Here is a 19,198-nt window from a genome sequence, read left to right as displayed (position 1 = left end):
TTGTCCCGAAGGACAAGATCCGCTCGACTTGCATGTATTAGGCACGCCGCCAGCGTTCGTCCTGAGCCAGGATCAAACTCTCCAAATTGGTGTTTGACTTGCTCATTACTTAACTAGCTATTGTAAAACATTATCGGATCGACGTGATCCATTTGTTCAGTTTTCAAAGAACTTGTTTGTCACATTTTGTCGTGACAAGAAATCATATTATCATCTTCACTCGACGTTGTCAACTGCTTGTTTCACTTTTTTCATGATTCAATCGGTTGTTTCGGTGTGTCTCAGAAGCGACAAGAAATAATATATCACTTACGTAAACATAAAACAAGTTGAAATATTTTACAATTGGCTCGCAAATTCAATTATATCGACCTTTCTTTAATTGACAATCATTCTCAATGACTTTAACATGTTTGAAGAAGCTCAACTATATGATTTGTATTGATATTAACGAAGGGAGTGTAACATCCTGCCCCAACAGCTATACGCAGCCCTATCGCTCTCCTCTCAAGGTATCGAAAGAGCTTATGGACTATTAATCATCCTTTTGTCTGCTGCTTTAATCATAAGCACTGCACTATACGCGGTTCGCAAGCAAGCGCGCACTTCATTGCTTCATTCGGGCAACAAAATCCTGTTCAACCATATGAATGACGGTATCATCTTCTTTAACAATGAAGGGAACCTCATTTCTTGCAATGATGCGGCGATGAAATATGGATTCGCCAATTCCCCCACCAATCCGAATGCTAAGCCTCTTTATTACCAGGTAGACGGCATTACAAGGCTTCTGCCGCATGATGAACCACTTCAGCAATTATTAGAAGGAGCGCAGCAGAGCAAACAGGAGCTTTGGCTCGTCCCCGAAGACAGCAAAGCGGGCAGCATTGTCCGTATTATCGGAAAGCCGTTATATTCCACCAAACGGACTCGACAAGGGTACATGCTCGTTGTTCATGATATTACGCAAAGCAAATGGGCGGAGAAAAGACTTGAGGTCAGCGAGCAGCGATTTAAATCTTTGTTCGAGCATAATCCCGACATCGTATTCTGGTTCACCCTGGACGGGAAGCTGCTGAGCGTAAATGCTGCCCTCGAGAAGCTCATTGGCTTTTCAGCGCAAGATTTGAGAGATAAAACCTTCGACGATTTATTAGGGAATCAAGGCAATGAGCCACTGAGTGATATCCTTTTGAAGCTTGAAACCGGAAAACCGTACAATAACGAAGCTTCTATTACACGCAAATCTGGCGAGTTGGTTTATTTGCAAACGACTGTTATTCCGATAACTGTTAATCACCAGCTAGTGGGGGTATATGTAATTGCTCAAGATATTACTTTGCAGAAGAAATCTTTACATACCATTCGGCAGATCGCCTATTTCGATACTCTAACTGGGCTGCCGAACCGGCATCATTTTTTTGAGACGCTGCGGATGACTATTGAGCAGTACGCGTGCCTAAAAAAAGAACAATCTTTTGCTCTCTTATTCGTTGATCTGGATCGGTTCAAATTAATCAATGACTCGCTTGGCCACCATGCTGGCGATTATTTATTAACGCAAACAGCGCAACGGATGCAAGCCTGCATAGGCAGCCATCACTTTATATCGCGTCTTAGCGGAGACGAATTCATCGTTTTGCTCGTTGACTGTGAGGCGGTATCCGCCATGCAGCACGCAGAGTACATCCGGAATGCAATTGCCAAGCCGTTAAGCTACGGCAGCCAGCTCATTCACACAACCGCCAGCATCGGCATTAGCCTTTACCCGGATCACGGAACTGCGATGGAGACGCTTGTGCAGTATGCAGATATGGCGATGTACCGGGTGAAGGAGCAGGGCAAAAACGCTTCCCTTTTCTTCGATTACGAAATGAACGAAGCGATTATACGCAGAACAACGCTAGAGAAGGAATTGCGGGCCGCGCTTGCAAATAAAGAATTCATTCTGCATTACCAACCGCAAACAGATGCAATAACAGGCAAGATTACCGGCTTGGAAGCACTCATACGTTGGATTCATCCTATTAAAGGCATGGTTTCCCCGCTGGAATTCATTCCGCTAGCGGAAGAAACCGGCATCATCACGGCTCTTGGGGAATGGGTTTTGCGCGAGGCTTGCTTTCAGAACCGTAGCTGGATCGACCAAGGCTTGCCGCCCGTATCCGTCGCCGTTAATATATCAATGAAGCAATTCCAAGGAGATGAGCTTTTCGAGACGATTCAAACCATTCTGGCAGAGAGCAGGCTGCCTCCGTACCTGCTTGAGCTAGAAATTACAGAAAGCATCGGTCTTCAGGGAACCGATCAGGTCATACAAAAGCTGACTAAGCTGAAAACGCTAGGCGTGCGTATCGCGATCGATGATTTTGGAACAGGCTATAGCTCGCTTCATTATTTGCAGAAGCTGCCGCTGGATACGTTAAAAATTGATAAGTCGTTCATTAAAGAAATCTCGAATGAAAAAGCAGGCAGTTCCATCGTCCATTCAATTATCGAGCTTGCGCATAGCTTGCAGCTTGACGTGCTTGCCGAAGGCGTAGAAATGGAATCACAGCATCAAAAACTCGTGTTATTTGGCTGCAATCGGCTGCAAGGCTATTTATTTTCGCCACCCGTTTCTGCAAAAGAAGTTCAAAGGCTGCTCGCTGCCTCCTGACAAAACAAAAAAGTGTCTGATACTGAGGTCGATGCCTCCGTACCAGACACTTTCCGTTTTTTCAGAAACAATCGCTATTACACGACCGTTTCTCCCAATAAACGAAGCAGCTCCGCTTCCTCTTCAATAACCGTAATACCAAGCTCACGCGCCTTCGTCAGCTTGCTTCCCGCACTTTCGCCAGCAACGACAAAATCGGTTTTCTTCGATACGCTGCCGGAAATTTTGGCGCCGCAGGCTTCAAGAAGCTTTGCCGCCTCATCTCTGGACATCGTGGGCAACGTGCCCGTAAGCACAACGGTTTTCCCGCTGAACACGCTGTCGTTTCTGGTTATTAGCTGCTGCTCCGCCTCCGCCTTAACGCCAAGCTCACGCATTTTCGCTATGCTGGCCATAATAATCGGATCTTGGAAGAAGCCGACTATGCTTTCAGCCACGATCCCTCCGACGTCAGGCAGCGTAATAAGTTCCGATGCCTCGGCCTGCATGATGGCATCTAAATGCCCATAATGCTCGGCAAGCATTTTGGTCGTCGCTTTGCCTGTGTTCGGTATCCCAAGCGCAAATAGGAATGAAGCCAGCTCTCTATCCTTGGATTTCTCGAAAGCGGCAAGCAGCTTAAGGGCCTTTTTCTCCCCGAAGCGTTCAAGCTTAATGAGGTCATCATAGGTCAGGGCATATAGATCGGCCGGATCCCGCACTTCGCAATCTTTATACAGCTGATCTGCTGTCATTACGCTAAACGTATCGATATCCATGGCATCACGCGATGCGAAGTGAGTGATGCGTCCGATAATTTGCGGCTGGCAGCCTAGTTTATTATTGCAGAATAGATGAGCGCCGCGCTGCTCCAATTCCGTCCCACACGATGGGCATACCGTTGGAAATACGATTTCTTGCCCCGGTTCCTCATCCGCTTTCCCGAGAATTTCCGGAATAACGTCATTGGAGCGGCGAATCGTCACCAGCGTGCCCAGGGCGAACTTGAGGTTTTTGCGCTCAATATCGCCTATATTGTTAAGCGTACAGTTCTGAACGGTTACGCCCGCAAGCTCGACCGCTTCTACACGTGCTACTGGCGTTATTTTGCCCGTACGGCCAACTTCCCACGATACGGCCTCAAGCACCGTTGCCGCTTCCTCCGCTTCAAACTTGAACGCAACTGCCCAGCGAGGAAATTTATCCGTGTATCCTAGCGCCTCCCGCGTCCTCATATCCACAACCTTGATAACGGCGCCATCGATCAGGAAGTCCAGCTTCTCGCGCTGTTCCGTTACGCGGAGCAGCTCATCCTGCACTTCTTCAATCGTATCCAGATAGGTCACATATGGATTTACTTTGAAACGATTTTCATTGAGAAACTGCTGCATTTCGCGGTGATTCTCGAACGCAACACCGTCGGCAAAGCCCACGTTATAAAAGAATGCATTTAGCTTTCGCTCCGCTGTAACCTTTGGATTAAGATTGCGCAATGCTCCAGCCGCTGCGTTACGGGCATTCTTGAGCGGTTCAGCAGCCGTCTCATTGTACTTAGCCAGAACAGAAAGCTGCATAATGCCTTCACCCTGCACCTCGACAATGCCATCGTTGAACGGAATGGACAGCGGAATGGACCGAATCGTGCGTACCTGCTGCAAAATGCCTTCCCCAACGGTACCGTTCCCGCGAGTCGCTGCCTGTACAAGTTGTCCGTCCTCATAAGTAAGGTTAAGCGTCAATCCGTCAAACTTGAGCTCTACGACGTAGGCTGGCTGAGGCAGCGGCTGTTCCTCTGGATTCTTGGCGTTATAATCGGCCACGGCTTTCAGCAGCCGCGTATTCCACGTAAGAAGATCCTCGACGTTTTGCGCCTTGTCGAGACTCCATAAACGGGAGCGATGCTTATAAGGCTCGAACCCTTTCAGCAATTCGCCGCCTACCCGCTGCGTTGGAGATTCAGGCAGGATCATGCCCAGTTCAGCTTCGAGCGCAACCAGCTCATCGTAAAGCTTGTCGTAATCCGCATCGTTAATGGATGGTTGGTCCAACGTGTAATACCGATAATTATGGTCTGTAATAACCGCGACAAGCTGTTGCATCCTCTCTAATTGAGCGTTCACGGAATGCTCCTCCTTCTAATCGTTCAGAATAACGGACAAAGCTTATACTTTCGTTATTGGCGCGTATCCCGCTAGCAGCCGTTTAATGCCGACTGGCGCCGGAAAAGCGATATTGAGCTCCATGTCTTTGCCAGTCCCTTTCACAGAGACAATGACGCCGATCCCCCATTTGCCATGGGAAACCCGATCGCCGGAAGCGTAGTCGCCAGAGGCAGCAGCTCCTGCCGCCCCGCCGCTTTGCTGCGCCGTGCGTGCCGCATCCTGCAGCGGCGTGCTTACCCGCACGCCGCCTCGCCCACCGACTGCCGGGCTTGCTCCGCGCATGCCAGGCGCTGCAGCTCCAGAGCCGCCGATCCCATTGCGACCCGGAGTCCCGCGGCTTCCCGCAGCCGAGCTTCCCGTTCCGCCCGTAACACTGACCCCGCTTCTCGCACCGCCCGCGCGGGAATATCCGCCGCTGCCGCTGGATGCGCCTTCTCTGACGCTCTCCGGTATTTCCTGCAAAAACCTCGAAGGCAGATTCGAACTCGTTCGCCCAAACAGCGTACGCATGCGCGCACAGGTAAGATACAGCCTTTTCTCAGCACGCGTAATCCCTACATAAGCAAGCCTGCGCTCCTCCTCCAGCTCCTCATTATCGGCAAGCGCCCGGCTATGTGGAAACACGCTTTCCTCCATTCCGATAATGAACACGACCGGAAACTCTAGTCCTTTGGCGCTGTGCATCGTCATGAGCGTTACGGCATCCTTGTTCTTCTCTGCTTCTTCCTCATCCTTGTTCAAGGAATCAATATCCGCAATGAGAGCAAGGTCGGTAAGAAACGCTACGAGCGTACGATCCTCGTTTCTTTTCTCGAAGTCCATCGTCACGGATAGAAACTCATCAATATTTTCTAGCCGTGCCTTCGACTCCAGCGTATTTTCCTGATGAAGCTCAAGCCGGTATTGAGAAAGCTCAAGCACCTTCTCCGTCAGCTCCGTAACTGACAAATATTCAACCATGCGAGTGAGATTGTCGATGATCTCATAAAACTCCCGCAGCAGCGTGCGCGTGCGGCCGTTAACCTCAACCTCGCCCAAATGATTCAACACGCGATAAATAGACGTGCCTCTGCGCGCCGCTTCATCCGCCAGCTTGCCGACAGTCGTGTCGCCAATTCCCCGCTTCGGAACATTGATGATCCGCACCAGGCTGATATCGTCATCCGGGTTCGAAACAAGCTTCAAATAACCGAGCAGGTCCTTGATCTCTTTGCGATCATAGAACTTTATGCCGCCGACGATCTGATAAGGGATATCCGATTTAATCAGTATTTCCTCTATTACCCGTGATTGTGCATTCGTACGATACAATATCGCATGATCGGCAAATTTATGGCTTTTATTCACGTTTTTGCGAATCTCGCCAGTTACGAAATATCCCTCGTCGTGCTCCGTATCCGCTTGGTACAGCGCGATAAGATCACCCGCACCTTGATCCGTCCACAGCTTCTTTGGCTTGCGGCCTGTATTCAGCTTGATGACCGCATTGGCTGCATCCAAAATATTCGCGGTTGAACGGTAGTTTTGCTCCAGCATAATCGTTCGCGCTTCGGGATAGTCGCCTTCGAAATTCAAAATATTCGTAATATCCGCACCGCGCCAACGGTATATGGACTGGTCGCTGTCGCCGACAACGCAAATGTTATGGTGCTTATCGGCAAGCATACGCGTCAGCATGTATTGCGCCCTGTTCGTATCCTGATACTCATCTACATGAATGTAGCGGAACTTATTCTGGTAGAACTCCAGTACCTCTGGCACGTCCTTGAACAATTGAATCGTCATCATAATAAGATCATCAAAGTCGAGGGAGTTGTTGCTCCTTAGCTTCTTCTGGTATTTCGTAAATACTTGGGCAACGATGCCATCGAAATAATCGCCGACCTTCTGTTCGAATTGCTCCGGGGAAATCAGTTCATTCTTGGCTCCGCTGATCGCCGCTTGAACAGCCTTCGGCTCGACCTTCTTCGTGTCGATGTTCATATCCTTCATGCAGCCGCGGATAACCGAAAGCTGGTCCGAGGAATCCAGAATGGAGAAGCTTGACGTAAAACCGATCCGATCAATATCTCTGCGAAGAATTCGCACGCACATGGAGTGAAAGGTTGATACCCAAATGTCCCGCCCCGATGGGCCTACGAGCGCGCTTACCCGGTCCTGCATTTCACGTGATGCTTTATTCGTAAAGGTAATAGCGAGAATACTCCATGGCGCTACACGCTTCTTTTCGATTAAGTAAGCGATCCGATGCGTCAGTACGCGCGTCTTGCCGCTGCCCGCTCCAGCCATAATCAACAGCGGCCCGTCAGTCGCTTGAACGGCTTCGCGCTGCGGCGGATTCAGCTTCTGTACCGCTTGCTCGATGCTCATAAAATTAAACATGGTCCGACTCCTTTGTTCGCATATGTTCGCCTCTTCCCAGTGTAGACAACGACCATCCCTGTGTCAATTTACAAACGCAAAAAACACCCTCCAAAATCCGTCAATTGAGGGATGAAAAGACCGTCTGACCAGAAGCTCTTTCATCTAAGTGAGCTTAAACAGAAAAATAGCGCCATACCGCATAAGAAAACGACTCTCCCTATACCGTGCAGCACCATTATTTTCAAAACGAATGTCCATTGAAACCTTTACGTTACCCTTGCAGACGGCTGCTGACAACCTCATGTACCGCTGCCACCGTCGACAACGCTGCAGCTAGGTCGCTGTAAACAATATTCCCTACGACAACGGTATGCGCAGCCTCCGCTGCTTGCCGTGCTTTGTCTGCACTGTCTATGCCGCCGCCATAAAAAACCTGGGCATGAACGGCAGACGTACGCGCACGCTTGACCAGCTGCATATCGCCAAACCTGCCGCTGTATTCCAAATAAATGACCGGCAGCCTCATTAACCGATCCGCCATGCGAACGTGGGCAATCAGGTCCGTCTCCGTTAGCTCTGTTTGCGCTTCCGTCAGCTTGGCTGCGGTTGCCTCTGCATTCAATATAATATAACCCTGTGCAGCGGTTTCCTCCCAAGGCACGAAGGTGCCGTACTCCTTCAGTCCCTCTGTCTGCCAGCCCGTAATCCATTCTGCCCTGCTCGTATTGAGAACAAGGGGAATAAAATAAAAATCAAACCCCGGAACCGCGCCATCGAGCGTTGATACTTCAAGCGCGCAGTCCACCTCGTATCTTCGGATCCTCGACATAAGATCGACGATATTCTCGAACGTTACGCCGCTGGAGCCGCCGACAATGATGGCATCCGTTCCTGAGGTACAAATGGCATCAAGCGCTTCATCGGATATTTCTCGTTCAGGATCAAGCTTAAACACATGCCTCCAGCTCGCGAACCAACTACCATTCATGTAAGACCACGCCTCGCTTCTTCCCCAAAATCGCATGCCGCATATTTGCGTTGTCCCTCTATGCTATGACAGGGCGATAAGCGTGTCAAATCATTGTGATCACTCTGCTTATCCACGCCGAAAAAGAAAACCGCCCTCTCAGCAAATGAGAAGTCGGTTTGGATTCGTTGCTATGGCATGCCCATTATTATTTGACAAGCTGTCCGCGCGTAACGCCAAGCTGATTGATCGCCTTAAGGCTGCGCCATACTTGCGTTCCGCTAATACGGCCATCAAGCGCATCGCGGTAAAGCCCAAGCACCTCAAGTACTTTTTCCGGCGTTTCCTCCAGAAACTCCACACGGAAATGGGATACGCCCATGCTGACGAAATTACGAATATATTCAGCGCCTGATTGCTCGATCGCGTTGTATACGGTATTACGGCAGCCCTCATCCACGCGTACAGGATGCGCCATCCCTATTCGATCCTGCAAGGAAGCACGCTGCTCCTCGCATGGACGGCCGCAGTTCGTAAAGTCGGTGCCTTCGCTCATGAAGGTGCAATATACGCAATGCTCCGTATGGAACATCGGCAAATGCTGATGGATAACCATCTCCAGCATCGATGTGTCCGAGCTTTCCAGTAAATCAACCATCTGCTGGATATTCAGGTCATAAGACGGCGTAATGAGATCCAGACCCACCTCAGTAAAGAGGTTAACCGCTTTGTGATTCGCGACGTTCAGCGAGAAATCACCAATGAGCTTAGGGAAAGGCTTATCCGGATTAGCAGCACGGGCACGAAGATAATAGTACAGTGCTCCCGTGTTCCGTACGAGGACCGCATCCGGCTGCAGCTTCAAAATGTTCGCGTGATAGCCGTTCTCTCCTGGCATATGAATGCGCGGCGTTGCAAGCGCAATGGGCTTGCCCGCTTCACGCGCAGCAGCAATTGCGGCAGGGAATTGCTTAATGAATTCAAAATCGGCGTATACGATAGAAACATCGGTTTTGACCGCGGCTTGTACCTGCTCTAGCGTACGGCATAACGCAATCAAATTGGCATCCTTGCCGCTTTGCGGCGCCAACACGTCCTTCTTCGGCACATCAGCACGCGCATCTACGGCATGCTTCACATAGACTGGCGGCTTTGGACGCTCGCCGGACAGCAGCTCTACCGCTTCGCGGCGCAGCCGATTGAGCTCGCGGATGGGAACGATCAAGTCTCCCTGAAGCTCGACTTCCAGCTTTTCAAGCTGATAGACGGTACCGCCTAATCTGCCCAGTTGATCCTCAAGCAAAGCCGCGTCCATCGGACGTTTCTGTGCCTGCTCAAGCTCAAGCTCGGTAACGACCTCGATGGTCGTCCCCTTCTGAACATCCGTCCACCAAGTACGCATCGGCTGTCCCAAGGCACCCGTTACCCGAATATGAAGCGGAAATACACGGTAAGGCTTTTCCGTCTCGAAGGATGCTCTCAGGCGCTTATCAAGTGCCGGATCATTTGTCTTCCATACCCGGTCGCCTACATGTACTTTACGAAGATCCACGTCGTTCCGTCCGGCAACCAGTTCGAGCATCGTGCCTTCCTGTGCTTCGCCCTCAATCTTCACGCCTTGGCGCCGGATATCGTAAACGCGGCCGCCCTCTTCCTTCTTCGTTGGATCGCCGGCATCAAATACGATGCCGTCGCCGCGCTTAAGCGGAGCGTCTATCCGCAGCGTAACCGCGTCGCGCATCACACGCTCAACACGGCCGAGGTAAACGCCGCGGCTTTTGGGGAAGGTGCCCTCTACGAGCATTTTATTGTTCGTACCCGACAAAAAACCATGCGTGAAGCCACGCGAGAAGCTTTGCTGAAGCTCGCGCACATCCTCCACCGACGGCTTCGATAGGTCGCCGTCGAAATATTTGTCGATCGCGCGCCGATACTTGCTCACGACATTCGCGACATATTCGGGACTTTTGAGTCGTCCCTCTATTTTGAACGACTTCACGCCCGCTTGGATGAGCTCCGGTACAATATCAATTGCCGCCAAATCTTTCGGCGACAGCAAATATGCGATGTCTCCCATTGGCTGAATCTCGCCGTCGACCATAAGGTCATACGGCAGCCGGCAAGCCTGCGCGCATTCGCCGCGGTTGGCCGAGCGCCCGCCCCACATTTCGGATGTAAGACATTGCCCTGAATACGATACGCATAACGCGCCATGTACGAAAACTTCCATTGGAAGCTTCGCCTGCTCGCCAATGGTACGAATTTGCTTCAGGTTATTTTCGCGCCCAAGCACCACTCGTTCTAGCCCAAATGGCTTCGTAAACTCAACAGCCTCCGGCGAAGTAATCGTCATCTGCGTCGAACCATGAATCGGGAAATCCGGAGACAGCTCCCTAATCAGCTTCACAAGACCCAAATCCTGCACGATGACTGCATCCACGCCTGCGTCGATACACATTTCAATCAGCTTCTGCGCATCTCTTAGCTCGTCTTCAAATACGAGTATATTAAACGTTAGAAAGCCTTTCACGCCGTAGGTATGAAGAAAGGCCATAATTTCCGGCAGCTCCTCGCTGCGGAAATTATTCGCGCGCGCCCGCGCATTAAACTTTTCTACGCCAAAAAATATCGCATCCGCGCCATTCGCCACAGCCGCTCTCATGCAATCCCAATCGCCGGCCGGAGCCAGCAGCTCTATATCCGATCTTACTATTGTTTCAGTCATATTAACGATCCATTCCTCTCATCCTTAAAACCTGCTCCTACTATCTTAACAAACCGCGGTCATCTATACCACTACACAATACTGGCATCGTACCAAATCGGGTACATACGCAAAAAAAACCGGCTCCCTCATAAGGGAACCGGCCATCCGATTTCAATTAACTAAAACGAATCGATTGCGCTACGTCGTTAACCAACTTCAAGTTGCTTTCGGTTGCGTGAACATCGTCAATGGAGAAATAAAACACCATCGAACCATCAGCTGTATCAAACACATAGAGAATCTCTGAATACGGCAGCATTCCTTTTGGCTTAGCAGCATGCAGCACTATCTTGCGTGCCGTTTTCCCATTGACCGTTACCGTCGTATTTTCTTTAATCGTTATTCCTTCTGTTGTCGCCTGGGGGCCGTAGGCAAGCTGATTCACTTGAGAAGCTAACTGCTCAGCCGAATCGGTTGACTCGTAAGCCTGGAATTCACCAGCATTGAACGTATAAAACACTTCATCTTCATTAAAATTATTTTGCTCACCGGTCCAGAATGCAGGCATCTCGATGGAGTAGCCGTAAGTGGCGCTGCGTTTCGTTATTTTTTCACTACGGTCTATAAGATCCAACCGATCATCAACCAGTCCAAAGTTTTTCTCAATATACGCCGTATCAATCGTTGCCGAAGCAATGACTTGTTTCAGCGTCTCTTTGCTTTTTGCGCTGTTCAATGTCGGATAAAGGTATACTAGCGAATACCTGTACTCTCCGGAAATAAAAGCTATCTCATTAAAAGTGATCCAGTAGTCTTCACCGTATGAGATTTCATAAGAAAGACTCAATGCTGCCTTCCCGTTATTTAAGCTTGCTGGTACTATAGCTACATTGCGAATGTTCGAGCTGACGAACTCCTCGCGGAGATTTTTCTCATGGCGAGCTGCCCAGCTTTCAAGCGTATCTCCAGTCAAAAGTGATCCAAAGGAGAACAAGAAGGAATCCGTTTTGTTCGCAAACGCTGGAGTAGAGCCGTCAGAATCATCACGCCATCCCGCAGGTAGTTTTACGGAGAAGCCGTAGTCGGCATCCTTAAAGGTAATCATGCCCTCTTGGACCTTTGTAATATTTTTTATGGTTTTATCAGACACATTAAAGGAAGGCGCAAAGCTGTTCAACAAGGCATCATAGCCGCCTAGCACAGACTTGTCCGAGCCTTTCACGCCTACAAGGACAATAAAGTATTTATCCGCTTTTTGAACCCCACGATATTCATAATACATTTTGCTTTGCTTCGTGAACGAGACAACCTTTTCGAATTGCTGCCCGCCTACCGTTATCGTACGCTTATCCACCGTTATTTCATCACCATCGTAATAGCTGTAAAGCAGATCACGCTGCTCTTCAACCGTTAGCACATCATCGCCGACAAGCTCCGTGAAGACAGTCACTTGCGCTGCCACTTTCGACGCGTCGGCAGTGTCTGCCCAGCTTACAAAATCGCCGCTGTCGCTTTGTTCCACTTGAACAAGGCCTGCCGGGTAATTCAATGACCATCCATAATAGCTATCGCCGATTTTCGTTTTTCCGTAATCCGAGTCAATCGAGCTGCCGCCCGTTCCGGACGATTGCGCTTTTGCGCCGATAATGATTGTTTCTTTGGTTTTTGCGTCTGTCGTAATTTTCGCTCCGAACGCTTCCACGATAACGCGAAGCGGAACCATTGTCGCGCCTTTCACGACTACTGGGGCTACGGCAACCGCTTTTGCAGCACCATTCACTTTGACGGTTTTGCTTCCGAAGGTCAGAACAACTTTTCGCTCATTGTAAGTTAGAGTGATCACATTGCCGTTCTCCAATTTCAGGCCAGCGCCAAATGCATTGGTAATCACTTTCAAAGGCACCATCGTCGTACCCGCTTTGACAAAAGGAGCTTCCACGGTTGTCGCTTGACCATTAATCTTGACGGTCTTGCTGCCTGCCTTCAGGCGAACCTCGACCTGGCTGCTCGCGTCCGCCGCAAAGGCTGCCATCGGAAGCAGAGCCAATACCAATAGTGCTGGGAGTACAAGCATAATCATTCTTTTCATAACGTTCCATTTCATTTATTATTGCTCCTCATAGGTTCGAATACTTGCTTATATCCATTCTTGCTCATGTATTTCTCTAACCTTCAACTAAAGTAAGCTTTCGCGTAACAAGATCTCCGTCGATTTGCAGCATAACCTCAACCTGCTGTCCTGGAAGATAACTCTTCAATATTTCGTTAAGCTCCACGATTGCAGAAACTTGTTTGCCCGCTACTTTATATAACAAATCGCCGTTTTTAATGCCCAGCTTTTGTGCAGAAGGCGACGTAACCGTTTTGACCGTCAACGGGTCTGACGTAGGTATACCAATGAGTGCCGACCAGCTTTGTTCCAGATCCAGGCCTAGCGACGCTCTTTTGACATGGCCGTATTTGAAAAAATGATTCGTCACATACTGTACCGTATCTGCCGGAATGGAGAAACCGAGATTATCAACACCAATCTCTACAAATTTCAGAGAATTGATGCCAATAACTTCCCCCTTCATATTCACGAGCGGCCCGCCGCTGTTACCAGGATTTATTGCCGCGTCAGTCTGAAGTAAATTGTAAGCAGAGGATATGCTGCGATTCATGCCACTCAGTATCCCGCTCGTAGCTGTATTTCGGAGCGAGAACGAGACCGGTGTGCCGATTGCTACAACCGTCTCGCCAACCTGCACCTTCAGCGGCGATGGTGCGAGCTTCGCTATGGGCAGCTTCGTTGCTTTGATTTTGACTAATGCGAGATCGCTTGCTTCGTCATGATGCGTGCGAACAGCGTCGTACTTTTTGCCGTCTGACGTAACCACGACTAAGTTAGTCATGTCTTCCACGACATGCGCATTCGTAACGATCCAGCCATCTGCACGGATGATCACGCCCGTTCCATGGGCTAATGCGTAGCGAGGATCAGCCGAACCAACGTCTTTTGGCTTGCCTATAATGGCGACAACTGCTGGAGAAACTTTCTTAATGACCGACGGAATATCGACCGGTGTATAGGCGTACGTGCTGGACTTGGAATCAAAGGTCCCCGTCCCGCCCAATGTGGTGGTGAGAGAGCTTGCTTTGACGTATACCTCACCATTCATTTTTTTTGCATTCATGATGTAGGTTCCTGCACTGGTCGTCCCAGCTGCCCACGCCGTTCCTGCAGTGATGATTGCCCCTAGTGCGATAATGCTGCACATGCGGAGCATCCTGTTCTTCATGCCTCCACTCTCCTCTAAATCTCTCTCTAACTCTATGAAACTGGATGGCAACAAGCTCCGATTCCAATTATAGTAATCGGGGTTTAATATAGCATATATTCCCATTATTAACAACGGAATTCACGCAATTATATAGTTCAAAAGCATTATGTATTTGTAAGCCTAGTTCTCCATTATGCTAGATTTGCTTTGTTATTATGCGATTGTGTCAAATGTCATTTGGATTATGTGTTCTGATTACAGAAGTGGTATACTATGTGGGACTACTAAATCAATCCATTCAATGGATTCGGGAGGTAAAGGAACAAATGAAATTAGGAGTATTTAGTGTTCTTTTTGCACAAAAACCATTCGAGGAAGCACTCGACTATATCGCCTCCAAGGGGCTTGACGCCATTGAAATCGGAACAGGCGGATACCCTGGCGATGCGCACTGCGATCTTGACGGATTGCTGGCTGACGAGGGAAAACTGAAAGCGTTTAAACAGGCAGTAGAATCACGCGGATTGATGATAAGCGCGCTTAGCTGCCACGCAAATCCGCTTCACCCCCAAAAAGCGATTTCAACGGAGCATGACGAGGTTATCCGCAAAACAATCGAGCTTGCCAACCGTCTTGAAGTTGCTGTTGTCAATACATTCTCTGGCTGCCCAGGCGACCACGAGGATGCAAAATACCCGAACTGGCCGGTCGCGCCATGGCCCAACGATTTCCAAGATATTTTGAAATGGCAATGGGAAGCAAAAGTTATTCCATATTGGTCTGAGATCGCTAAGCTTGCAACAGCTGGCGGCGTAAAAATCGGTCTTGAGCTGCACGGCGGATTCTCCGTACATAGCCCGGCTACGCTGCTCCGCCTTCGCGAGGCTGCTGGAAACGCAATTGGCGCTAACCTTGACCCTAGCCATATGTGGTGGCAAGGAATCGATCCTGTACAAGCTGTTCATATACTTGGACGCGCAGGAGCGATCCATCACTTCCACGCCAAGGATACAACGATTGATCCGATTAACGTTAACCACCATGGTGTTACCGATATGCAATCCTACGCTCTCATGCTGGATCGCGCTTGGCAATTCCGTACGGTTGGTTACGGACATGATCTGAAAGTATGGTCGGATATTCTTAGCGCGCTTCGCCTTGTCGGATATGACTATGTGGTCAGCATCGAGCATGAGGATGGCCTAATGTCAGTAGACGAAGGCTTCACGAAAGCGGTACAAAATCTGCAACAAATCCTAATCCGCGAGCCGCTTGGCGAGATGTGGTGGGTTTAATTTTTTAAAAACATAGAAAAAGGTCTGCCAGACTTGTCCGGCAGACCTTTTCTATGTGAGTTGCTACGCCATCCAAACTTGCGTGATCATAATAACGTCGATCAACAAGAACAAGCCTAGTGATACGGCCGTGAAGCCGATCGCGAAAATGTTTTTCTTCGGACGAGCCATCAACAGCCGAACGAATCCGATTGCGATCAATACCGTAAAGGCAAGCATAAACCAGTCAAAAGTACCGATTTTGCTTGCAGCTTTAGCTGCTTCTTCTGCTAAAAACATGAAGGGACCTCCTTTTTCTCGCACGTAACCTATTTTATTATATGTTAGCTTTTTGTGGCTTCCGACGCAAGCCTGAATCGGGAATCGTAACAAGTTTGTCACGTTTATTTTGCTGCTATTTTAAATTGTCCAATTATTTGAAAATCTATAACGGCATCATATCAGCAACCTAGCAGGATCTTATGCAAAAAAGCACACTTTCCTGCACGCATGAAAGAAGTTGATTTTTATTTATTTTAAACTTTCGAAAATGATGGAATAAATCAAATTGTCTTTATAAATAAAGATCATGATTTATTATCCATCCTTTTAATATTGCATATAAACAACTTATTTAAAACTGTAACAGAAGCGAAGATTTAGCATACAGACTACTGAACAGCAATGGATAAGTCTTTATGGACCGCAATCGCTTTTAAGACAGTTACACCATGATCACCGATATCCGATTGCTTTTCTATAAACCGCTTCGCTCAAGGTAGCCCTGTTCCGCTTAATGGCTTTAAACATTCCTTGTTTGCACAATTCGAGGGTCACTAAGCATCTCAACGCATCTAGTAAAGTAACGAGTACCCCAATAAATAGAGAAGCAGGCTGAATCCTCAGCCTGCTTTCCTGTTCGTGATTACTCTGCCGCGGCAGCAACCTGCTGTTTCTCCTTATGCAAAGCGACGGTACGCGCACGATCCCGCTCTAGAATCGGTTTCAAATACTTTCCTGTATAAGATTGATCTACCTTGATAACCTGCTCAGGCGTTCCGGTAGCAACGATCATGCCGCCGCCGCTGCCGCCCTCTGGTCCAAGATCAATGAGATAATCAGCAGTCTTAATGACATCCAAATTATGTTCGATGACAAGCACGGATTCGCCAGAATCCACTAAGCGATGCAGGACATTCAATAGTCTGTCGATATCATGGACATGCAAGCCCGTTGTCGGCTCATCCAAAATATAGAGCGTTTTGCCGGTCGAGCGACGATAAAGCTCGGCAGCCAGCTTCACGCGCTGTGCTTCTCCTCCGGATAAAGTCGTTCCAGGCTGCCCTAGCTTCATATACCCAAGCCCAACATCCAGCAAAGTCTGCACCTTCCGGAGTATTCGCGGGATATTTTCAAAGAAGGTGCACGCATCCTCGATAGTCATATCTAGCACTTCAGCAACGTTTTTGCCCTTGTATTTCACTTCGAGCGTCTCGCGATTATATCGCTTGCCTTTGCAAATTTCGCAAGGAACATATACATCCGGAAGGAAATGCATCTCGATTTTGATAATGCCGTCACCGCGACAAGCCTCACAGCGTCCGCCTTTAACGTTAAAGCTGAATCTGCCCTTCTTGTAGCCGCGAACCTTGGATTCCGTTGTGCTTGCGTATAGGTCGCGAATATCGTCAAATACCCCCGTATACGTGGCCGGGTTTGATCTTGGCGTTCTGCCTATTGGTGACTGGTCAATGTCGATAACCTTCTCCAAATGCTCAATCCCTCGAAGCTCTTTGTACTGCCCAGGACGTGTCTTCGCTCTATTAAGGTCGCGCGCAAGCGTTTTGTACAAAATTTCATTCACGAAAGTCGATTTTCCTGAGCCGGAAACGCCCGTTACCGCAGTGAACACCCCAAGCGGAATTTTCACATTAACGTTCCGTAGGTTATTTTCCTTCGCGCCGCGAACCTCTAGCCACTTCTCATTCGTCTTACGGCGGTCCGATGGTACTTCGATGAACTTGCGTCCGCTTAAATATTGTCCAGTCAACGAATGCTCATTCGCCATTACTTCTTCTGGCGTGCCTTCAGCAATGATCATACCGCCATGTATGCCGGCACCCGGGCCAACGTCAATGATATAGTCGGCAGCAAGCATCGTATCCTCGTCATGCTCAACCACAATCAAAGTGTTCCCTAGATCACGCATATGCTCAAGCGTCTCGATCAATCGATCATTGTCACGCTGATGCAGCCCAATGCTTGGTTCATCCAATATATAGAGCACGCCCATTAAACTGGACCCAATTTGTGTCGCCAGCCTAATCCGCTGCGCTTCGCCACCTGACAGCGTTCCCGCTGCGCGGCTAAGCGACAAATACTCAAGACCCACATTCACAAGAAAACCCAAACGGCTGTTAATTTCTTTGAGAATCAAGCTTGCGATCGTGAGCTCCTTCTGCGTAAGCTTCAAGGAATCAAAGTAGCGCTGCGCATCTCCGATCGAGAACGAAGTAACCTGGGAAATATGATGCGACTGAATCGTGACGGCCAAGCTTTCCTTGCGCAGCCGCTGTCCCTTGCAGCTTGCACATGGCTTAGCGCTCATATAGTTCTCGATATGCTCACGCATCATATCAGATGCGGTATCTCTATAGCGACGCTCCAGGTTATGGACGATGCCTTCGAATGGAACAAAGGCTTCCTTCCGATGGCCAAAGTCGTTCTCATAAAGGAAGCGAACGCGTTCGCCGCCCGTACCGTATAACAGCTTTTTCATTTGTTCGGGCTCAAGCTCCGAAACCGGCACATCCTGACGAATGCCATAGTGGACGCAAACGGCGCTTAAAAACTGCGGATAATAATTCGAGGTACTGCCTGCCCACGCAAGGAAAGCCGCCTCCTCAATGGATTTGCTCATATCCGGCACCAGCAAATCAGGATCGACGATCATTTTGACACCTAAGCCATCGCATTCGGGGCATGCCCCGTACGGACTGTTGAACGAGAACATCCGCGGCTCAAGCTCTTCAATGCTGAAACCGCACTCTGGACATGCAAGGTTAGAGCTAAAGAGAAGCTCCTCTTGATCCATAATGTCGACTAGCACGCGTCCTTCAGACAGCTTCAGCGCTGTCTCTAGCGAATCAGCCAGCCTCGTCTGAACATCCGATTTCACGACGATACGATCCACTACGACTTCGATGCTGTGCTTTTTGTTTTTCTCCAATTCAATGTTCTCGCTAAGCTCGCGCAGCTCTCCGTTCACGCGTATCCGGACGAAGCCTTGCTTCTGTATGTCCGCCAACAGCTTCGTATGCTCGCCTTTGCGGCCGGAAATCAATGGCGCCAGAATCTGCAGCTTCGTCTTCTCGGGATACTCCATAATCCGATCAACCATTTGCTCAACCGTTTGTGAAGTGATTTCAATGCCGTGATCCGGACAATGAGGTTTGCCCACCCTTGCAAAAAGGAGTCTTAAATAATCGTAAATCTCGGTTACCGTACCTACCGTAGAGCGCGGGTTGCGACTTGTCGTTTTCTGATCAATGGAGATGGCTGGCGACAATCCCTCAATAGAATCCACGTCTGGCTTCTCCATCTGACCCAAAAATTGGCGCGCATAGGCAGATAAGGACTCTACATAGCGACGCTGTCCTTCCGCATAAATCGTATCAAATGCAAGCGATGACTTGCCTGACCCGCTTAACCCCGTCAGTACAACGAATTTATCGCGCGGAATGGTGACGTCGATGTTTTTTAAATTGTGGGCGCGTGCGCCCTTGATTACTATTTTATCGCTAGCCAATCGTTTCTCCTCCTA

10 protein-coding genes and 1 rRNA gene are annotated in these 19,198 nt (G+C 49.1%); 2 read left to right on the top strand and 9 right to left on the bottom strand.

Annotation, left to right across the window (positions count from 1 at the left end; translation table 11 throughout):
• A 16S ribosomal RNA gene (locus AC0YN3_RS16425) occupies positions 1-88 on the bottom strand; the annotation flags it as partial.
• A gap of 459 nt (positions 89-547) precedes the next feature.
• Here AC0YN3_RS16425 and AC0YN3_RS16420 point away from each other — a divergent pair.
• Positions 548-2,659 carry a putative bifunctional diguanylate cyclase/phosphodiesterase gene (locus AC0YN3_RS16420; protein ID WP_475776080.1) on the top strand — a complete coding sequence of 704 codons (2,112 nt, stop codon included), beginning with the start codon at positions 548-550 and terminating at the stop codon, positions 2,657-2,659.
• A gap of 77 nt (positions 2,660-2,736) precedes the next feature.
• Here AC0YN3_RS16420 and ligA read toward each other — a convergent pair whose 3' ends face one another.
• The 6 genes from ligA to AC0YN3_RS16390 all read right to left on the bottom strand — a co-directional run bounded on the left by ligA (position 2,737) and on the right by AC0YN3_RS16390 (position 14,119).
• The gene (gene ligA, locus AC0YN3_RS16415) at positions 2,737-4,737 is read right to left on the bottom strand and encodes an NAD-dependent DNA ligase LigA (RefSeq protein ID WP_475776097.1); all 2,001 of its coding nucleotides are present in this window, start codon (positions 4,735-4,737) and stop codon (positions 2,737-2,739) included.
• A 63-nt stretch (positions 4,738-4,800) separates the two neighbouring features.
• Entirely contained in the window at positions 4,801-7,182 is a 2,382-nt protein-coding gene (gene pcrA / locus AC0YN3_RS16410) for a DNA helicase PcrA (protein ID WP_475776079.1), read from the bottom strand.
• Positions 7,183-7,435: 253 nt separating this feature from the next.
• Positions 7,436-8,152, bottom strand: coding sequence for a heptaprenylglyceryl phosphate synthase (pcrB, locus tag AC0YN3_RS16405; protein ID WP_475776078.1), 717 nt, complete (start codon positions 8,150-8,152; stop codon positions 7,436-7,438).
• A 187-nt stretch (positions 8,153-8,339) separates the two neighbouring features.
• Entirely contained in the window at positions 8,340-10,856 is a 2,517-nt protein-coding gene (locus AC0YN3_RS16400; protein ID WP_475776077.1) for a U32 family peptidase, read from the bottom strand.
• A gap of 157 nt (positions 10,857-11,013) precedes the next feature.
• Positions 11,014-12,942 carry a copper amine oxidase N-terminal domain-containing protein gene (locus tag AC0YN3_RS16395; RefSeq protein ID WP_475776076.1) on the bottom strand — a complete coding sequence of 643 codons (1,929 nt, stop codon included), beginning with the start codon at positions 12,940-12,942 and terminating at the stop codon, positions 11,014-11,016.
• A 61-nt stretch (positions 12,943-13,003) separates the two neighbouring features.
• Complete coding sequence (locus AC0YN3_RS16390; protein WP_475776075.1) at positions 13,004-14,119, bottom strand: S1C family serine protease; 1,116 nt, start codon at positions 14,117-14,119, stop codon at positions 13,004-13,006.
• A 308-nt stretch (positions 14,120-14,427) separates the two neighbouring features.
• Here AC0YN3_RS16390 and AC0YN3_RS16385 point away from each other — a divergent pair, with 308 nt between their 5' ends.
• The gene (locus AC0YN3_RS16385; RefSeq protein ID WP_475776074.1) at positions 14,428-15,396 is read left to right on the top strand and encodes a sugar phosphate isomerase/epimerase family protein; all 969 of its coding nucleotides are present in this window, start codon (positions 14,428-14,430) and stop codon (positions 15,394-15,396) included.
• Between the two features lie 63 nt (positions 15,397-15,459).
• Here the strand turns inward: AC0YN3_RS16385 and AC0YN3_RS16380 are convergent, their stop codons facing one another.
• Positions 15,460-15,675 (bottom strand): hypothetical protein, encoded by a 216-nt coding sequence (locus AC0YN3_RS16380; RefSeq protein WP_475776073.1) that lies wholly within the window; start codon positions 15,673-15,675, stop codon positions 15,460-15,462.
• A gap of 625 nt (positions 15,676-16,300) precedes the next feature.
• Positions 16,301-19,183, bottom strand: coding sequence for an excinuclease ABC subunit UvrA (gene uvrA / locus AC0YN3_RS16375; protein WP_475776072.1), 2,883 nt, complete (start codon positions 19,181-19,183; stop codon positions 16,301-16,303).
• Positions 19,184-19,198: the final 15 nt, after the last annotated feature.

It is taken from the genome of Paenibacillus sp. J22R232 (assembly GCF_056269165.1).
This window is presented reverse-complemented; position numbering and strand designations above follow the sequence as displayed.